Here is a 17,297-nt window from a genome sequence, read left to right as displayed (position 1 = left end):
GTCATTGCTGAAGAAAGCGGGCGCGCGATGAAGGTGCGGCCGGATCACTCAAACCAGGGATTGATGCAGGAGTTTGCAAATGTCCAAACGCATTCTTGTGATTGGCGCCGGCTTCGCCGGCATGTGGAGCGCGCTGGCTTCGGCCCGGCTGCTCGATGAAGTCGGACGCACGGATATCGAGATCGTGTTGGTGGCGCCTGAGGCGGAGTTGCATGTACGGCCGCGCCTCTACGAGCAGAATCCAGGCGGAATGAAGGCGCCGCTGCAGGAGATATTCAAGGCTGTCGGCGTCCGGTTCGTACAGGGTTACGTTGAGCGGATCGATGTGGCGAATCAGCAGGTGGAGGTCAGCAGCGCAGCGGGGACATCACCCGTCGTGCTTGGTTTCGACCGACTTGTGCTGGCCGCTGGAAGCCGTCTGTTCAAGCCGCAGATCTCCGGGCTGGATGAACATGCATTCAACGTCGATCAGGTGGCTTCCGCCAAAACGCTGGAAGCCCACATCGAGAAGCTGGCAACCCGTCCGGCTAGCATCGCCAGAAACACGGTCGTGGTTGCAGGCGGAGGCTTCACTGGTATCGAGACGGCGGCGGAGATGCCAGCACGTTTGCGTGAGGTTCTGGGAGACGACGCACAGGTCAATGTGATCATCGTGGAGCGAGCCAGCGAGATCGGTCCGGATCTGGGTGCCGGACCTCGACCAGTCATCATCCAGGCGCTGACGGAACTTGGCGTCAAGTGGAAGCTCGGGTCGGGTGTTGCGGCCGTGGATGCGGCCGGCGTGACGCTGGAGAGCGGTGAGCGTATCGAAGCCTTGACGGTCATCTGGACCGCTGGTGCGCGTGCCAGCAAGCTCACGGCTCAAGTCCCTGCCGAGCGCGACGGCTTTGGCCGTCTGCACGTCGATAACTATCTGAAGGTCAGGGGGCTCGAGACGGTCTATGCGACGGGCGACGTCGCGTATGCAGCCGTTGACGATGCCGGCAACTACGCCATGATGTCATGCCAGCATGCAATGAACCTTGGGCGTTCCGCCGGACACAACGTGGCCGCGGACCTGGTTGGCGACGAGCAAATCCCATACAGCCAGCCAAAGTATGTGACCTGCCTGGATCTGGGCCCCTGGGGCGCGGTGTACACGGAGGGCTGGGAGCGCGAGGTGAAGCTGGTTGGTGCCGAGGCCAAGGCGCTGAAGACGAAGATCAACACCGAGTGGATCTATCCGCCAAGCGCGGATCGCGCCGAGGCACTGGCCTCGGCGGACCCGCGTCGAATCGTGGTGGCGTAACGATCAAATGGGGCAAGACGAATCGTCTTGTCTCGTTGTTCCTGAAGGAGTGGCGAAGACCGCGTAGCTCGGGCGCTCCCGCGGTCTTGCGGAGTCGTGTGCCGGAACGGGCGTGACCGCGAACGCGGTCTTGCCGGGTCCGACAAGCTCTCGGAAGGCCAATCGTTCGAAGCATTCGAGAAGACATGCTTCGAACAAGCACGTCCGACGTCGCTCCTCAAGCGATTCACTACCCCTGAAGAGGTTACGAACCTGGTTGTCTACGTCTGCTCGCAGCGTCTTCCGCGACAAATGACGCAGCACTACGTGCGGATGGCGGTGTGGTTCGTGCCGCTTTCTGAGCCGCCTGTCAAATGAGAATCGCCTTCCATCTGGAGGGCGATTTTTTCATGCACGGTTGCGCGGTCGTACGGACTTGCGCGCGGGTGGCAACGATTCCTCTGACTTGTCGCCGCGGCGGTTGACGGAACGGGCCGTCAGCCATTGGACCACCTGCGTCCCGTAACTGTTGGGTGCCTTGTCGATGGCGCGATTGGCAATGTCGAATAGCGTGTGTTGCCTGAGTTCATGCCGCATCGCCTTCTCCGCTGATTGCATGACAGCATGGATCGAGCACACGCCGCGAGTGGCCCAGGCGGGTGGCGCGTCCTCGAACACCGCGCAACGGTCGCGGATCTCCAGACAGTCGAACAACGGCTTGTCGCCATCGATGGCGACGACGACGTCATGCACCGTGATCTTGTCTGCCGGCCGCGCCAGGCTGAAGCCGCCTCGTATGCCTTCGGTAGCGACTACGAGGTTTGCCTTCGCCAGCTTGGTGAACAGCTTTGCCAGATAGTCAGCGGGGATACCCTGCAGTTCCGCGAGATCCCTCACGCTTGCGGTTTCCACCGACGCCTGTGAGCGCGACAGGTAAAGGAGGCAATGCAACCCGTATTCCACACCGGTGCTGATGAATGACATGACAACTAAGAGTTATTGGATCGTAGTTGTCAGGTTATACAGGTGCGCGCTGATCCGCAAGCAAATGTACGTTTGGCGAGCACCTGCGATTTGTTCGGATGTACCCGGGATCGTACTGACGACATCTAGTGGGCAGCGGATGCCGCACCGGACGCCGCACCACGCGCTGGCTTGGTCAGCCAGATCAGCGGAACGATGGCGACGAAGATGACGGCTGAAATCCAGAAGATGTCGTTCAGGCCCAGCATGATCGCCTGGGTATTGAGCTGTCTTTCAAAGTAGGCGGTCGCCTGGCCAGGGGATAGGTGCATCACGGACTGGATGGCCTCCAGCGCGGCACTGTAGTTCGGATTACCAGGGTTTGCCTGTTCGACCAGTTGTGCGTGATGCAGTATGGCGCGGTCGTTCCACACAGTGGTCGCCAGCGACGTTCCCACCGCGCCGCAGAACACGCGGGCAAAGTTCGACAGTCCGGCCGCGGCGGGGATTTTCTCTGGTGGGAGACCGGAAAGAATGATGGCCGTCAACGGAACAAAGAACAATGCTGTTGGAATGCCCTGCAGCAGCGTTGGGAGAACCAACGTGAACGTGTCGACTCCCGTGGTGTAGTGAGAGCGCATGAAGAACACCGCGGCAAAGCCGAGAAACGAAAGGGTGGAGAGAATGCGCAACTCGGCTTTTGGCATCAGTTTGCCAAGGACCGGCGCAAGCACCACCGCGAAGATGCCCAATGGCGCCGTGACAAGGCCGGCATTGACGGCTGGATAGGCGAGGTACTGCTGCATCCATTGCGGCAGCACGACCAGATTCGCGAAGAAGACCGCATAGGCCACCGATATTGCGATGGTGCCGGCGAGGAAGTTGCGTCCCTTGAACAGCCTCAGCTCGACGAGCGGATTGGCTTCGGTCAGTTCCCAGATCACGAAGAACAGGAAGCCGAGCAGGGCAACAATGGCCAGGCTGATAATCACCGGCGAAGCGAACCAGTCGAGATCCTTGCCTTTGTCCAGCATGATCTGAAGGGCTGCCACCCAGGTGACAAGGGCCGCTAGTCCTATGGCGTCAATCGGCAGAATACGGGTCGTTGTCTCGCGACTACGATAGATCGCCCAGGTGACTGCGGCAGCAAATAGCCCAACGGGGATGTTGATATAGAAGATCCATGACCAGGAATAGCTGTCAGTCATCCATCCCCCCAAAGCCGGGCCGGCTATTGGTCCCACGGTAGCGGTCATCGCCCACAACGCGAGTGCCTGACCGCTTTTCTCCTTGGGATAGGACCCCAGGAGAATTGCTTGCGAGAGCGGAATCATCGGACCCGCGACGGCTCCCTGGAGGATTCGTGCCGCGAGAAGGAAAGTGAGATTGGGCGCGACGCCGCATAGCCACGACGACAGGACGAACAGCAGAATCGATCCCACGAACAGGCGGATCTGCCCCACGCGCTGGGTCAGCCATCCCGTCAGTGGAATGGCTACCGCATTGGCGGCCGCGAACAGCGTGATCACCCACGTGCCTTCATCCACGGAGACGCCGAGGTTGCCAGAGATGGTCGGGATGGCGACGTTGGCAATGGATGAATCCAGCACGTTCATGAATGTGGCCAGCGCGACGGCCAGACTGCCCATTGCCAGCTTGCCACCGGTCAGCGGCGGCGGTAATTCGCTTGTCATCGGATTTGCCATGATGCCCTCAGTTAGCGTTGGCGACTACGGTTTCACGAGGCCCTGGCGAGTGCCGAAGGACTAGCCGCCGGCCGCGCATTCCTGGTCGTTTCGCTTCGCGTGGCGAGGTCGCTGTTGCTGTTGCTGTTCCGGGCGATGATCCGAGCGATCTCGCTGTCGGCTTCCGCACCGTAGCGCTCGAACACTTCGGTGCGATAGGCGGTGCGAATTGGTGTGCTTGCGCCCTTGGCGGGGGAAAGTTCTCCGCCGCGCTCCCTGGTCTCGACATCGACCTGCATAGACAGGCCAACCTGCAGTGGGTGCGCGCGCAGCTCCACCGGATCAAGTGCGATCCGCACCGGCAGTCGCTGGACGACCTTGATCCAGTTGCCAGTCGCGTTCTGCGCGGGTAGCGCGGAAAAGGCGCTACCAGTGCCCGCGGAGAAGCCCACGACCTTGCCGTGATAGGTCACCTTGCCGCCGTACAGATCGGCGTGGAGTTCCACTGGCTGGCCAATTCGGATGTGCTTGAGCTGAACCTCCTTGAAGTTGGCGTCTACCCAGACTCCATCGAGAGGCACGATGGCCATGAGTGGATTGCCAGGCGCAACACGTTGACCGACTTGCACGGATCGACGCGCGACATAGCCGGTCACGGGTGCGGGCAGCGTGTTTCGCGCATTGGCGAGATAGGCATCCCTCACGCGTGTGGCGGCTGCTTGAACACTGGGGTGATCGGCCACGCTAGCCTGGTCGGTCAACGCATGGTTCGAGGCGAGCTGTTGCTTCGCCGTTTCCAGCGCGGCTTCGGCAGCCTTCACGGTGTCCCTTGCGTGCGCGACGTCCTCCGCCGCAACCGCGCCACTTTCCGAGGCTTCGGTTCGACGCCGCAGATCATCTCGTGCCCGGGAAAGGTCCACCTGCCGCTGTTGAACAGTTGCAGCCAGCGTGTTGTTGTTGACATATAGGGCACTCACCTGGCGAACGGTCTGCCCGAGCGCTGCCTCGGCATTGGCCAGGGCGATGCGCGCGTCTGCGGGGTCGAGCGTGACGATCGCATCGCCGGCCCTGACGATCTCCGTGTCGTCGGCATTGACGGCGACCACCGTCCCGCTTACCTGAGGGGTGAGTTGCACCAGATTGCCGTTGACGTAGGCGTCGTCGGTGTCTTCGTGAAAGCGTGCCACGCTGTAGTAGTACGCGCCGTAGCCTGCCGCTGCCACCAGAGCGCCCAGCCCAAGCAGGGCCAGCAGACGCTTGCGGGTTTTCGGCGCGCTGGACGCGGCCTTGGGATTGTCAGTGGGGTTCGGGTTGGTCGTGGTCATCATGTCACCTGTATCTGTGGCGTGGCGGCTCACCGGGTTGTGTCCGCGCTTTGTGTGTCGTCGGCCGTGTACCCGCCGCCCAGGGCCGCTGCCAGCGCAATCTGGCGGTCGCGTCGTTGCATCCGGAGCGTTGTCACGGTCTGGCTGCTGGCCAATGCCGTGGTCTGCGCATTCAGCACTGTCAACTGCGTGGTCAGTCCGGCGCGGTACTGTGCCATCGCCAGTTTCAAGGCGCGTTGCGCGGCCTCGTCGGCTCGGACCGCGTTGATGATCTGGGCGTTGACGGAGCGAATGTCCGACAGTTGCGTGGCCACATCGGTCAATGCCTGGATCAGGGTGTCGTTGTAATTCGCCACGGCAAAGTCGAAGTCGGCGTAGCGTCCTTTCAGTTGCGCGCGCAGTGCGCCACCGTCGAAGATCGGCAGGTGGATGGCAGGGCCGGCGGAGACCGTGCGGCTCGCCGCATGCAGAAAGCGTCCCCACCCGAACGCATCGAGGCCGATGGCAGCGCTCAGGTTGATGTCTGGGTAGAACTCGGCTTTCGCCACCTTGATGTCGTGAGTGGTGGCCTCCACTCTCCAGCGCGCGGCGACGATGTCGGGGCGGCGTGCCACGAGGTCTGCCGGAAGGTTGTCAGGCAGATGAATTTCTTCGGCGCCACCGAGTGCCGGCTTGGCGATGGCGAGCCCGCGGTCCGGGCCTTTGCCGAGCAGCGCGCCAAGTTGGTAGCGGGTACGCTGGATACTTCCCTCAAGGGCAGAGACGGAAACTTGCGCAGCCGCGAGATTCGCTTCGGCAGTCTGTTGCTCCACGGCGGTATCCAGTCCCATCCGGACCCGACCGCGTGTAACCCGCAGGACTTCCTCGCGTTGCGTGACTTCATCGCGCGCAATATCCAGAAGCGCGTACAAGCGGGCGAGTTCGTTGTAACTGCGGGCGATGGCCTGACTCAGGGTCAGTTTTACCTGCTCCGCTTCTGCCTCCGTCATGTGGACCATCGAGACTGCGGAGCGGAGAGCTTCGCGATTCTTGCCCCAAAGATCGAGCTCGTAGGACGCGCTGATGATCGCCTTGTTTTCCGATTGCCACGTGCCGGCAAAGGCTGGCGGTATAAAGGTGCTTTCAGTCAGTCGCTGGCGAGTCCAGGAATACCCCGCGCCTACCTGAGGGAGGGTGTTCGCATTGGCGCTTTCGCTGAATGCCACGGCCGCCGCGATACGGGCACGTGCCTTGTCGATGGATGGGCTACCCGCCAAGGCTTCGTCGATCAGGGCCTTGAGTTGGGCGTCGCCAAACTGCGATGCCCAGTCCGTGGCGGGCCAATGCCCTCCCTCGGACGGCATGCTTTGCGCAGTGGCAATCTGCGTCGGCAGTGCCATGTCCTTGTCGCTATGAATGCCCGCATAGTTCGCGCATCCAGCAAGTACTGCGGCCACTATCGTTGAGAGCGCGAGCAGTGTGGCGCGCTGCTTCGCCTGGGGTGATTGCCAAACCATTTTCCGACTCATCAATGGGTGTGGTGGATAAAGTGACTGGACGGGCATTCCAGAACTGATTTCGCCGTCCACGCATTTAACTGACTGGACAATAGTTGCCTAGGCAAATAAATTCAAGGCGCGCTGCGATGGATTCTTTCAATCGGCTCGATTGCGAAAACCGATGCGCTGTATTGGCCTCGGAGGCCGATGCGCGAACGACAGAAGCGATGACAGGGCGACGCGTCGCCCTGTCAATCTGGGGTGGATTTCAGGACGGGCGGCAGCGTCGCGACATCAGGCCGAGCTGCCCAACGGCATGCCCGGGGTCCAGGTGCCTAGCGAGCGTCCAGCGGCAGCTTCACCGGCGTATTGCCCTCCGCAATCCCGTAGACAAGCAACTTCGCAGGCTTGGTGGAACTGGCATTGCGGGACACCAGGTGCTTCGCGCCTGGCGGTTCATACCAGGCTTCTCCCGTCTTGTAGACGCGGGCGGGTTGGCCATCGAGCTGGGATTCCACTTCACCGTCAAGCACATAGGCGAAGATCGAACCCGGATGTCGATGTGGTTCAGAGGCTTGCCCCGGTTCGTAGGCCACCGTGATCATGAACACGTGACGTCCTTTGGCCTCGGGGATGTCCTGCTTCATCACCGGCGTTGTTGTCTCGTGTCCGGCTTCGTGCGCAAGTGCCGGCCTGGCGGCTGTCATGGTGCAGAGCAGCATGGCGGCAACCAGGGGCACCTGAAGCGCAGTGCGACGTATGGCGAGCGCTGTCATGGCGGACCTCACGCTGGTGTCTTGCGGAACGAAATCGCGAAACGGTTCCACGTATTGATGGTCGAGATCAGAAGCGTCAGGTCCACGAGTTCCGCGTCGTCGAAGTGCGGCCGCACGGCGGTCCAGACTTCATCTGGCACATGATCCTGAGATACGAGCGTGACGGCTTCGGTCCAGGCCAGCGCCGCGCGTTCGCGATCTGTGAAGAAGGGTGTTTCGCGCCAGACGGACAGCGTGGCAAGGCGACGATCGTCTTCTCCGCCCTTGCGCGCGTCCGCAGTATGAAGGTCGATGCAGTAGGCGCAGCCGTTGATCAGGGAGGCCCGGAGCCGAATCAGCTCCACCAGGGACTTCTCGAGGCTGGATTCGCTGATGCGCTTTTCCAGACCAAGCAGCGCCTTGATGGCGTTCGGGTTGGCATTGTAGAAATCGAGACGTTGGGTCATGACTTTTTCCTTGGCTTGTTCATATGCGTGCCGGCTGGCACGCCTCAGACGCAAGCTTAGGCAATGAAGTGGTGACCTTTTAGTACCGATTTATGGCTATTTTGAGGTGACCAATTTTCGGGGCACGCCATCAGCGCCGGGTGGCGCGAAGTGTTTCGCCGAGTTGGGTCAGGCCACTCCGCATATCGTCCACACCGATGCCGCCGTAGCCAAAGAGGATGCCTTGCCGCGAAGGCTGGGAATTGAACATCCTGGAAATGCCGTACAGGCCCACCGATGCCTGGTTGGCCCGGGCAATGACGTCTGCTTCGTTTGTATCGTCGGCCAGTATCGCGACCAGATGGATGCCGGCCGCGGACGGTAGCGGCGTGAAGAAATCGGACAGGTCGCCCTGCAGGTACTCCAGCAGCGTCGCGCGTCGCCTGGCATATTCCCTGTGCATGTGGCGCAGATGCTTGGCGAAGTATCCGTCCAGCATGAACTTGCCCAATGCGGTCTGCATCAGGGTGCTGCTATGCCAGTCACTGACCTGTTTGGCCTTTCGAAGCGTGGCCGCCAGGGACGATGGCGGAATCATGTAGCCGATCCGCAGTTCCGGAAAGATGGTCTTCGAGAACGTGCCGACGTAAGCAACGACACCGGCGTTGTCGAGACTCTTCAGTGATTCCATCGGTCGACCCTCGAAGCGATATTCGCCGTCATAGTCATCCTCGATCACGAGAGCGCCTCGCCGGTGCGCCCATTCGAGCAGGGCAAGGCGGCGCTCGAGCGTCATCGGCATGCCTAGCGGAAACTGGTGGGAAGGCGTGACGTAGACCATCCTCGCCTTCGACGGCAGGGCATCCACCCGCAAACCGTCCTTGTCGACCGGTACGTCGATCACCCTGGCGCCCGCCGCGGTGAAGACGCTTCGCGCGGGGGGATAGCCAGGATCTTCCACCGCGATCACATCGCCTGGCCGGATGACCGCGCGCGCCAGCAGTTCAATGGCCTGTTGCGCGCCATTGGTCACGATGACGTCCTGCCAGTTGCTGACCACCGCGCGGTTCGAAGCCAGATAACGCGAGATGGCCAGACGCAGTTCCTGATCGCCCGATGGGTCGTGATAGGACCCGTTTCCGCGCGCCTGGATGCGCAGCGCGTGGCTAACGCATTTGCGCCATTTGTCGAACGGAAACAGGCGCTTGTCGGTGACGCCGCCTACGAAATCGAAGCGTGCCGGCATGTCTTTCCGGCTTGCGGGTAATGCCTCGGGTAGCGTTTCCCACACCGCTCCAGTGGCCTGCACGATCCGCTCGCGCGGCGGCGTAGGCGCCAGGCGCGTCATCTCTTCGGACACGAAGGTTCCGTCGCCGGTACGGGACCGCAGATAGCCTTCGCCGATCAACCGCTCGAACACATCGAGCGTCGTCTTTCTGGAGACGTCGAGCTCCGACGCCAGCGTGCGTGTGGAGGGTAGGCGTTCTCCTGGCGCGAGCCGTCCGTCGACGATGCTGGCGCGAATCTGTCGATAGATCTGACCAGCCAGGTCACGGCGGCCGCGGAGCTTGATGTGGGCGTTCATCTTGTAGGCGCGAATGGCGATTCCGCCGGATTCTAGGGCTAGTTGCGGCGTTGAAGAGGAGTACGCGGCCCGAAACCACACTGGTGATGTGGGGTCTCGGCGCGTTCGTTGCATTTTGTATCGATCGATCTATAATAATTTCGTAGCAATCGATACAAAATCGGCCGGGGCGAGGGCGCTCTGGCACGGAACGTGGATATGCAATGTCACACAAGACTTTCCTGATCACCGGTGCGAGCAAGGGAATCGGCCGGGCCTTGTCCCATCGCCTGGCGGCTGCCGGGCACAAAGTGATCGGCGTCGCGCGTAACGCCGACCCCGGTTTCCCCGGCATTCTGGTGCCCGTCGATCTCACGGACCCGGTTGCCACTGAACATGTGCTGACGACACTGAGGTCCGAGCACGTGATCGACGGTGTCGTGAACAACGTGGGGTTCATCGAGCTTGCGCCACTTGGCAATATCGACCTGGACGCCATGGACGATATGTTTCGGTCGAACCTGCGGCCAGCCGTTCAGCTTGTCCAGGCGCTATTGCCGGATATGCTGGAGCGGGGTTGGGGCCGTATCGTGAACCTGTCGAGCCTTGTCGTGCTGGGCGTTGCGAACCGCTCCGTCTATGCCGCGGCCAAAAGCGCCATGATCAGCTTCACACGAACGTGGGCACTCGAACTCGCTCCCACCGGGATCACGGTGAATGCGGTTGCGCCGGGGCCAGTTGAAACCGAAATGTTCCGTGCCAATACGCCACAGGGCAGCGATGCGGAGAAGCGATTTCTGTCCATGGTGCCGATGGGGCGTCTGGGCAAGCCGGATGAACTGGCCGCCGCGATCGAATTCCTGCTTTCCGAGCCTGCCGGCTTTATGACGGGGCAGACGCTGTTCGTGGATGGCGGCGCGTCGATTGGCAAGGCAGCGCTCTAGCGCCCGGGACAGTGCCCCGTAGTCTTGCGATGGAAGGGCGTATCGCGGAGACGACCGGTGGCACCGCCGTAGGCCGGCGAGACATCTTGTGGCCTCGTTGGCCCCTTTGTGCTCGTTGGCCCCTTTGGGTCGATTGGCACGCAGCGGCCAGACGATCGTGACGTCTGGCACTTATATCCCGGTTGCGCTGGCCGCGCGCGGGCACACTGGCATCAAATCCCATGAGACGACCGCCGATACCAGACCGGTAGAGGCGGCCGTTCCGACCATGAGGTCTCGCCATGCGTGCCCAATCGCCCCTGTTGATCAGGAACTGGTCCACCAGCGATGTTCCGCAAAGCCAGCGGTACGACTACTACGCCCATGCCTTGGCAACAGCGATTTTCCCGATCCAGTTGAGCGGGAGCGCGCCGAGTGCCTTTGGCGTGGACATGTCCGCGGCCGACCTGGGCGGCATGACAGTCATCCGCCAGCGCGGAACCCCGCACCGTTGCTTTGCCGACAGGGGCAATATCGCGAGGTCCGAGGGCCGAACGTTCCACTTGCTTACCAGCACGCGATCCGCATGGACACTGGAGCACTTGACGCGCGAACGTCTGGGGCCCGGCGATGTGATCATGTGCGACTCGTCTATTCCGTTCAATCTCGAAATCGGCAACGAGTTCAACATCGTTCACGTCGCACTGTCGGAAGCCTGGATTCGGCAGTGGCTGCCCGCACCGTCCGTCCTGGTCGGCGCCAGGATAGACGCGAACGATAGCTGGGGCCGCGCGCTATCGGCATTCCTACAGAGTCTGGAACCCGCACGGCTCGCCGACTATCCGCTGCCACGGTCATTCATTGGCGACCACATCGGATCGCTGCTGGCGTTCCTTGCGCAAAGCAGGAGCGCAGTTCCACCGAAGCCAGCCAAAACCGAGGGTGCCGCAGTGCTGGATCGCATTCGCGACTGCATGGCCGGACAGTCGCGCGAGCCGACCCTGTGCGCGGCCGACGTCGCTGCAGCCGTAAGCATTTCGGTACGCAGTCTCCATCGCCACTTTGCAAGATCGTCCACGACGTTTGGAGCCGTACTGATGGCCATGCGATGCGCGGATGCGGTTCGGATGCTGGAATCATCGAGCTTCAGCAGGCTGACCGTCGCCGAGATTGGGCGGCGGGCGGGGTTTGCCGATGCCGCCCATTTTTCCCGGGTGATGCGTGCTCGCGTGGGGCACACGCCAAACCAGCTCCGCCGCGCGCACGCTGGCCCCTCGTCCCGCGACGATCCGAAGGAGGAGTAAACCGTGAGCGCAATCGTGACCTGGTCGACTAACGCCGTTCCCCGAACGCAGCGACTTGACTACTTCGCCGCGGCGTTGTCCTCGGCCCTTGTCCCAATGCAGGTGGAGGCCACACACACGGGTGCGCTCGCATCGCATATGTCGATGCTCGACATCGATGACGTAGACGTGCTGTCGCAATGCGGATCCGCGCATCGGTCATTGCGCGGTCGCGCGGAGCTTGCGCGGAGTGGTGCGCACACCTACCACCTCATCGTGAATCGACGCGCAGCCTGGTACGTGGAGCACGCGGGCGCCACGCGCGTGCGGGCGGGGCAGGCGTTCCTGATCGATTCGGCAAGGGCCAATCTTATCGAAATGCCGTCAGCCTACGAGGTCATTCACGTGAAGATGCCCGAAGCATGGCTGCGCCGCTGGGTGCGGGAGCCGAGCCGGATGGTTGGCCGGCCGCTCGGCGGCGAGGCAGGCCAGATGGATCATGCGCTGGCGGCGTTCGTGGCCGGAATGACGCCACACGCGCTGCGCGATGGACCGTTACCGGCATCGATGATGATCGATCATCTCGGCGCCATGCTCGCCATGGCGAGCGGAACAACAGGAAGACCGATCGCGGCCTCTTCCGCCGCGCTTGCGCTCTACAACAAGGTGTTCGCCTGCATTGCCAACCGGAGCGCGGAGCCCCTGCTGAGCCCGGGCGACATCGCGAATTCGCTGTCGATTGCAGAGAGCGAATTGCACAGTGTGCTCGCGTCGTTCGGTGACACCTTTGCGAGCTTGCTTGTCACGCATCGTCTCGCCAATGCGCGTCGGATGTTGGCGTCTCGCGCGTTCGAGGCCTTTACTGTGCCCGAGATCGCGCTTCGCGCCGGCTTTTCTCGCGGCGCCGATTTGACGAAGCTGCTTGATCCCGGCGAGGCATCCGCCAGCGATACCCGCGAAGCGCAGGATCGGCCGAAACGTCTCCGACCCTCGTAGCGTTTGGCGCCGCTCCAATGGCTACCTGAAAATGCATCAAAAGTGGCTATGTGAAGTAACCGGAATTCGGCCGTAAGCTCCGGCACCACCACGTTTCATCGATCGCCTCGAACTCACCAGCGGATTCACGTCGGATACGCGTTGCCTGCGAGTCTTCATGAATACAGTCGCCATCCTGATGTCGGCGTTTCTGCTTTCCGTGTTTGCCCTCGGGGCATTCATCTGGAGTATGCGGAAGGGCCTGTTTGATACCTCGCCGGCCGCGGCACGCGTGATCTTCGCCGATGAGGAGGCTGGGCATCCGGAAGACCCAGCTTCGGCGCGCCAGGGAATCGTCGACCGGTCGCGCGAAGAAGCCGACCGGTCATCCGCGCCAGTCGTGTTCCTGTTCATCTGTTGCGCGATGGTATGGCTTCTGGTTGCTTCGGTCGCCGGCCTGACCGCGTCGATCAAGCTGCACGAACCCGATCTGCTGGCTTCGGTGCCGTGGCTGTCTTTTGGCCGGATACGCACGATTCATCTGAATGCGGTGGCCTATGGCTGGGCACCAATGGCGGGGCTTGGCATCGCGATCTTCTTGCTGCCGCGCCTGCTGAAGACCGAGCTGATGGGCGGGCGCTGGGCGGTGCTGGGGGCCGCGCTCTGGAATGCCGGGTTGATCGCGGGTATCGGCAGTATCGCGGCGGGCATTTCCGATGGACTCGAATGGCTGGAGATTCCCTGGCAGGTCGATATCCTGTTTGTGATCGGCGGCGCTTTGGTCGGCTTTCCCCTTTTGTTGACGCTGGTGAATCGCAAGGTCGACCACCTCTATGTTTCCGTCTGGTACATGGGATGCGCGTTGTTCTGGTTCCCCGTGCTCTTTCTCGTTGCCAACATTCCGGGTCTCCATTTCGGCGTGGAGCAGGCCACCATGAACTGGTGGTTCGGACATAACGTGCTGGGTCTGTTCTACACACCGCTTGCGCTTGCCTCGATCTACTACTTCCTGCCGAAGATCATTGGACAGCCGGTCAGGTCTTACGGCTTGTCATTGCTTGGGTTCTGGGCGCTGGCTTTCTTCTACGGCCAAGTGGGCGGGCACCACCTGGTGGGCGGACCGGTACCGGGTTGGCTGATCACACTTTCGATCGTGCAGAGCATGATGATGCTGATTCCGGTCATCGCGTTCTCGATCAACCAGCACCAGACGCTACGGGGCCACTTTCGCCAGCTGATCGAATCCCCGACGCTTCGGTTCGTGACTTTCGGCGGCATGATGTACACGCTGAGCTCGATTCAGGGTTCCTTCGAGGCGTTGCGAGCCGTCAATCGCGTCACCCACTTCACGCACTACACGGTCGCACACGCGCATCTTGGCCTCTATGCCTTCGTGAGCTTCGCGTTTTTTGGCGCGATCTACTTTATCGTGCCGCGTATCTCCGGTCGCGAGTGGCCATACCGTTGGATGATCTATTGCCACTTCTGGCTGGCCGCCGGCGGGATTGGCGTTTACTTCCTCAGTCTGACCATTGGCGGCTGGTTGCAAGGCATGGCCATGCTTGATGCCGCTCGTCCGTTCATGGATTCGGTGCAGGTGACCATTCCTTATCTGAAGGCGCGATCGGTGGGCGGCACGATGATGCTGGCCGGTCACCTTTTTCTTGTTGCGAACTTCGTATGCGCGATCTTTGGGCTTGGTCCCAACCGCGATCGCCCTGCGCTATTTCACCAGGGCAGCAAGCCGGAGCAGGGAGTGGGAACATGAACAACGAAAGCGCACTGCTTGCCGGTGGCATGACGATGCTGGCGATCGCCACCAGCGCATTGGTCGTAATCCCGTACCTGCAGTTGCACGACGTAAAGCCAACGCCAGGCCTGAAGCCGTACACCACCGCGGAGTTGCGTGGGCGCGGCGTGTATATCGCCAATGGCTGCATCTACTGTCATTCGCAGCAACCACGAGACAGCAGTTTCGCGCCCGATGCCAAACGTGGCTGGGGGCGAGCCGCCGTTGCCGGCGACTACTACTACGACAGCCCCCATCTTCTCGGCACCATGCGAACGGGGCCGGATCTGATGAACATCGGGGTGCGCCAGCCCAGCGCAGACTGGCATCTCGGGCATCTGTACCAGCCCCGTGCCTATGTCAGCGGCAGCATCATGCCGAGCTATCCATACCTGTTCGATGCCAAGGACGCTCCCGATGCAGGCGAGAAGGCCATCACCTTGCCACCAGGCTACGCGCCAGTTGGCAAGGTAATTGTTCCCACTGCGGCAGCGCTGGATCTTGTGGCATACCTGCAGTCTCTGAACCGGACCGGGCCTGTATTGCCACCGATCGATGGCGCCGCGGCGCGCTGAAGGCAGGAGACTGCAATGACCGATGTTCGGGAAACACGGCAGGCCGAGGCGGCGCGTGCGCGCGAGCACGAAGACCCGCATGAGAACCAGGCGCCCATTCCGCGCTATGTGCTGGCAATGGTTGCTGTCCTGGTGGCTTGGGGGGCGTGGTACATCGCCACGGCGCCAATCAATCAGGCGCCCGAACTGGGCGATCGTCGCACGCTGGCGGACCTGCGCGGCAATTCGAAGGGCGCTGGAGCGAAGGTCGATGGCGCCGCCATCTTTCAGAGCCGCTGCGTGGCTTGCCATCAGGCCAATGGACAAGGCTTGCCCGGCGTCTTTCCGCCTTTGGCCGGATCGGAGTGGGCCAACGGTAACGAGTCCCGCGTCGCACGGATTGTATTGCGAGGCGTGACCGGCAAGCTGACTGTCAAGGGCGCAGTCTATAACGGGGCGATGCCAGCCTTTGCCGACCAGCTTACCGATGCCGAGATCGCGGCCGTACTGACACATGTACGCGCCCAGTGGGGAAATAGTGCTTCGGCAATTTCGGCGGAAACCGTTGCGGCATCGCGTGCCGACACCGCTGGGATGAAAGGATCCTTTGATGGCGACGCCGCGCTTGGCGGGCCCGGCGGCTAGGCCGTGGCTGGCGCTTGGTGCCGTACTGGCGGCGGGCATCGCCGGGCTGCACGCGCTGACCTACGGCCTGTCGGCCTGGACACTGGACGAGCGACGTGACCTGCGGATCGCGTCGCTGGACCTTCGAATGCCAGCGACTGCGGTGCGGAACCAGCAAGGGCATGGTGTGCAACTGTTCTCCGGAAACGCGGCGTCGACGGTGTACATCGTGGATTTCATCTACACACGCTGCAATACCGTATGTAGCGCGCTGGGCGGCGAGTTCGCGCAGTTGTCTCGCCAGATCAAGGCCGATGGCTTGTCAGGTCGACTTGGTCTTGTATCGATATCACTCGATGCACGCGATACGGCAGGCGACTTGAAAGCGTACGCCACAACGTATCGGGCGAGCTTGCCGGAGTGGGAGGTGGTCACCGCAAACGATTTGCGCGAACTGAAGGCGTTGCTACGCCAGGCGGATGTGATAGCGATACCAGATGGGATGGGCGGCATCACGCATAACGGGGCACTCGACGTGGTTTCCGCGAATGGCGTGGTTTTAGCCACGTATCCAATGGAGCAGTTTCAGCAGGCGTACTTGTTTGCACGAAGCCTCGTGCGTCAGGCGGCGCGATGAGCAGGAAGTCATGGCATCTCGTTCTGCTGATTTGCCTGATTCCGGCGCTGCCCCCGCTCCGTGACGTCGTCGAGGCATCGATGTCTTCGCTGATGTTGTGTCTGCTGCCATGTTTGGCCGTGGCGGGTTGGGCCTTCGCAGAGCTATATGTCATAAGACACCGGAGCCTAATGGCCGCTATGCAGCCTTACGGGCTCGCTCTCTGTACCCTGAGCACATTTGCGTACGGCGTCTGGATGGTGCCCATTGCCATTGACCTGTCCAGAATGTCAATGGCTACGGGCATTGCGCGCGATGTTTCGGTGTGCGTGGCGGGATTCTCGATGGCGCTCGCAATCCGCATTTCGCCGTGGCCCGTCTTACTCTTCTTCACTGGCAACCTGGTCTGGATGGGCGTAACGGTTGGGTTGATCTTTGTTGACGAGCAGGTGCGACTCTGCGCGAACTATCTGCTTGGAGACCAGCATCAGGCCGGAGCGGGCATCGTCGCTTACTCGGCCGGTGCGGGACTTTGGTTGCTCGGATGGGCTTGTCGCAAGGCGGGTCTTGCGGATCTGTCATCGGATATCTAGTTGGCTTCACTCCGCATAACCGCCGTCGATCTGCAGGACGGTGCCGGTTGCGAAGCCGTTGGCAATCAGGAAGAGGCCCGCCTGGGCCAGTCCCGATGCAGTACCCACGCGACCGACCGGCAGGCCCGCGCCGATGCCGTGTAGCACGCTGGCGCGCGCGTCGGACGGCAGAAAGTCCCAGGTCGGGGAATCGACTACGCCCGGGGAGACGACGTTGACGCGAATCGGTGCCAGCTCCACGGCCAGCGTTCGCGCCAGTCCGTCGAGCGCCGCGTTGACCGCCGCCGCGATGCTGGCCCCTGCGTTGGCCTTGTACGCGGCGCCTTCGGCCAGTGAACGCTGAATGGTTTGACGGACCGGACGACACGAGCACGTTCTGCAGCTTCTCCCAACGACAGTGCCTGACCGACCCGTAGCAGTCCCTTGCTGCTGACCTGGCAATGTCCGATAACGAGCC

The 17,297-nt window shown here is 61.8% G+C and carries 17 protein-coding genes and 1 pseudogene; 10 read left to right on the top strand and 8 right to left on the bottom strand.

Going from position 1 to position 17,297, the window contains the following annotated elements; all coding sequences use genetic code 11:
* Window positions 1-79: 79 nt before the first annotated feature.
* Window positions 80-1,288 (top strand): NAD(P)/FAD-dependent oxidoreductase, encoded by a 1,209-nt coding sequence (locus K6G35_RS27620; RefSeq protein ID WP_008652402.1) that lies wholly within the window; start codon window positions 80-82, stop codon window positions 1,286-1,288.
* Between the two features lie 67 nt (window positions 1,289-1,355).
* Window positions 1,356-1,629: pseudogene (locus K6G35_RS27615) on the top strand (SDR family oxidoreductase); the annotation flags it as partial.
* A 46-nt stretch (window positions 1,630-1,675) separates the two neighbouring features.
* Here the strand turns inward: K6G35_RS27615 and K6G35_RS27610 are convergent.
* The 7 genes from K6G35_RS27610 to pdxR all read right to left on the bottom strand — a co-directional run bounded on the left by K6G35_RS27610 (window position 1,676) and on the right by pdxR (window position 9,504).
* A complete protein-coding gene (locus K6G35_RS27610) occupies window positions 1,676-2,251 on the bottom strand; it encodes an RrF2 family transcriptional regulator (protein WP_008652400.1) in 576 nt (191 codons plus the stop codon).
* 125 nt (window positions 2,252-2,376) lie between these two features.
* On the bottom strand, window positions 2,377-3,936 hold the full coding sequence (locus K6G35_RS27605; protein WP_495676686.1) for a DHA2 family efflux MFS transporter permease subunit: 1,560 nt from the start codon (window positions 3,934-3,936) through the stop codon (window positions 2,377-2,379).
* A 32-nt stretch (window positions 3,937-3,968) separates the two neighbouring features.
* Window positions 3,969-5,243, bottom strand: coding sequence for an HlyD family secretion protein (locus K6G35_RS27600; protein ID WP_495676685.1), 1,275 nt, complete (start codon window positions 5,241-5,243; stop codon window positions 3,969-3,971).
* A gap of 26 nt (window positions 5,244-5,269) precedes the next feature.
* The gene (locus K6G35_RS27595) at window positions 5,270-6,736 is read right to left on the bottom strand and encodes an efflux transporter outer membrane subunit (protein WP_286962535.1); all 1,467 of its coding nucleotides are present in this window, start codon (window positions 6,734-6,736) and stop codon (window positions 5,270-5,272) included.
* 317 nt (window positions 6,737-7,053) lie between these two features.
* A complete protein-coding gene (locus tag K6G35_RS27590; protein ID WP_286962536.1) occupies window positions 7,054-7,494 on the bottom strand; it encodes a cupin domain-containing protein in 441 nt (146 codons plus the stop codon).
* An 8-nt stretch (window positions 7,495-7,502) separates the two neighbouring features.
* On the bottom strand, window positions 7,503-7,940 hold the full coding sequence (locus K6G35_RS27585) for a carboxymuconolactone decarboxylase family protein (RefSeq protein WP_008652395.1): 438 nt from the start codon (window positions 7,938-7,940) through the stop codon (window positions 7,503-7,505).
* Window positions 7,941-8,070: 130 nt separating this feature from the next.
* Entirely contained in the window at window positions 8,071-9,504 is a 1,434-nt protein-coding gene (gene pdxR / locus K6G35_RS27580) for a MocR-like pyridoxine biosynthesis transcription factor PdxR (RefSeq protein WP_035883302.1), read from the bottom strand.
* Window positions 9,505-9,707: 203 nt separating this feature from the next.
* Between pdxR and K6G35_RS27575 the strand changes: the two genes are divergently transcribed.
* The 8 genes from K6G35_RS27575 to K6G35_RS27540 all read left to right on the top strand — a co-directional run bounded on the left by K6G35_RS27575 (window position 9,708) and on the right by K6G35_RS27540 (window position 16,840).
* Window positions 9,708-10,427, top strand: a complete 720-nt coding sequence (locus tag K6G35_RS27575) for an SDR family oxidoreductase (protein ID WP_495676684.1) — start codon at window positions 9,708-9,710, stop codon at window positions 10,425-10,427.
* 281 nt (window positions 10,428-10,708) lie between these two features.
* A complete protein-coding gene (locus K6G35_RS27570; RefSeq protein ID WP_495676683.1) occupies window positions 10,709-11,710 on the top strand; it encodes a helix-turn-helix domain-containing protein in 1,002 nt (333 codons plus the stop codon).
* Between the two features lie 3 nt (window positions 11,711-11,713).
* Window positions 11,714-12,685, top strand: a complete 972-nt coding sequence (locus tag K6G35_RS27565; protein WP_495676682.1) for an AraC-like ligand-binding domain-containing protein — start codon at window positions 11,714-11,716, stop codon at window positions 12,683-12,685.
* A gap of 157 nt (window positions 12,686-12,842) precedes the next feature.
* A complete protein-coding gene (locus K6G35_RS27560; RefSeq protein ID WP_495676681.1) occupies window positions 12,843-14,432 on the top strand; it encodes a cbb3-type cytochrome c oxidase subunit I in 1,590 nt (529 codons plus the stop codon).
* Complete coding sequence (locus tag K6G35_RS27555) at window positions 14,429-15,028, top strand: cbb3-type cytochrome c oxidase subunit II (protein WP_008652385.1); 600 nt, start codon at window positions 14,429-14,431, stop codon at window positions 15,026-15,028. The genes K6G35_RS27560 and K6G35_RS27555 overlap by 4 nt, the downstream gene beginning before the upstream one ends.
* A gap of 15 nt (window positions 15,029-15,043) precedes the next feature.
* Window positions 15,044-15,652, top strand: coding sequence for a c-type cytochrome (locus tag K6G35_RS27550; RefSeq protein ID WP_008652382.1), 609 nt, complete (start codon window positions 15,044-15,046; stop codon window positions 15,650-15,652).
* The gene (locus K6G35_RS27545) at window positions 15,618-16,268 is read left to right on the top strand and encodes an SCO family protein (RefSeq protein ID WP_495676680.1); all 651 of its coding nucleotides are present in this window, start codon (window positions 15,618-15,620) and stop codon (window positions 16,266-16,268) included. The genes K6G35_RS27550 and K6G35_RS27545 overlap by 35 nt, the downstream gene beginning before the upstream one ends.
* A 170-nt stretch (window positions 16,269-16,438) precedes the next feature.
* Window positions 16,439-16,840: a hypothetical protein gene (locus tag K6G35_RS27540; RefSeq protein ID WP_234707032.1), complete on the top strand. Its 402-nt coding sequence runs from the start codon at window positions 16,439-16,441 to the stop codon at window positions 16,838-16,840.
* 6 nt (window positions 16,841-16,846) lie between these two features.
* Here the strand turns inward: K6G35_RS27540 and K6G35_RS27535 are convergent, their stop codons facing one another.
* Window positions 16,847-17,281, bottom strand: coding sequence for an SDR family oxidoreductase (locus K6G35_RS27535; protein WP_081596888.1), 435 nt, complete (start codon window positions 17,279-17,281; stop codon window positions 16,847-16,849).
* Window positions 17,282-17,297 lie beyond the last annotated feature (16 nt).

The organism is Cupriavidus sp. HY129, assembly GCF_059492215.1.
Note: the sequence above shows the minus strand (reverse complement) of the source record. Positions and strands in the feature narration are given on the sequence as shown.

Bases quoted from the DNA above. Each gene is read 5' to 3' on its own strand.
- K6G35_RS27620 (WP_008652402.1), top strand. From the start codon at position 80: ATGTCCAAACGCATTCTTGTGATTGGCGCCGGCTTCGCCGGCATGTGG.
- K6G35_RS27610 (WP_008652400.1), bottom strand. From the start codon at position 2,251: ATGTCATTCATCAGCACCGGTGTGGAATACGGGTTGCATTGCCTCCTT.
- K6G35_RS27605 (WP_495676686.1), bottom strand. From the start codon at position 3,936: ATGGCAAATCCGATGACAAGCGAATTACCGCCGCCGCTGACCGGTGGC.
- K6G35_RS27600 (WP_495676685.1), bottom strand. From the start codon at position 5,243: ATGATGACCACGACCAACCCGAACCCCACTGACAATCCCAAGGCCGCG.
- K6G35_RS27595 (WP_286962535.1), bottom strand. From the start codon at position 6,736: ATGGTTTGGCAATCACCCCAGGCGAAGCAGCGCGCCACACTGCTCGCG.
- K6G35_RS27590 (WP_286962536.1), bottom strand. From the start codon at position 7,494: ATGACAGCGCTCGCCATACGTCGCACTGCGCTTCAGGTGCCCCTGGTT.
- K6G35_RS27585 (WP_008652395.1), bottom strand. From the start codon at position 7,940: ATGACCCAACGTCTCGATTTCTACAATGCCAACCCGAACGCCATCAAG.
- pdxR (WP_035883302.1), bottom strand. From the start codon at position 9,504: ATGAACGCCCACATCAAGCTCCGCGGCCGCCGTGACCTGGCTGGTCAG.
- K6G35_RS27575 (WP_495676684.1), top strand. From the start codon at position 9,708: ATGTCACACAAGACTTTCCTGATCACCGGTGCGAGCAAGGGAATCGGC.
- K6G35_RS27570 (WP_495676683.1), top strand. From the start codon at position 10,709: ATGCGTGCCCAATCGCCCCTGTTGATCAGGAACTGGTCCACCAGCGAT.
- K6G35_RS27560 (WP_495676681.1), top strand. From the start codon at position 12,843: ATGAATACAGTCGCCATCCTGATGTCGGCGTTTCTGCTTTCCGTGTTT.
- K6G35_RS27555 (WP_008652385.1), top strand. From the start codon at position 14,429: ATGAACAACGAAAGCGCACTGCTTGCCGGTGGCATGACGATGCTGGCG.
- K6G35_RS27550 (WP_008652382.1), top strand. From the start codon at position 15,044: ATGACCGATGTTCGGGAAACACGGCAGGCCGAGGCGGCGCGTGCGCGC.
- K6G35_RS27545 (WP_495676680.1), top strand. From the start codon at position 15,618: ATGGCGACGCCGCGCTTGGCGGGCCCGGCGGCTAGGCCGTGGCTGGCG.
- K6G35_RS27540 (WP_234707032.1), top strand. From the start codon at position 16,439: ATGGCCGCTATGCAGCCTTACGGGCTCGCTCTCTGTACCCTGAGCACA.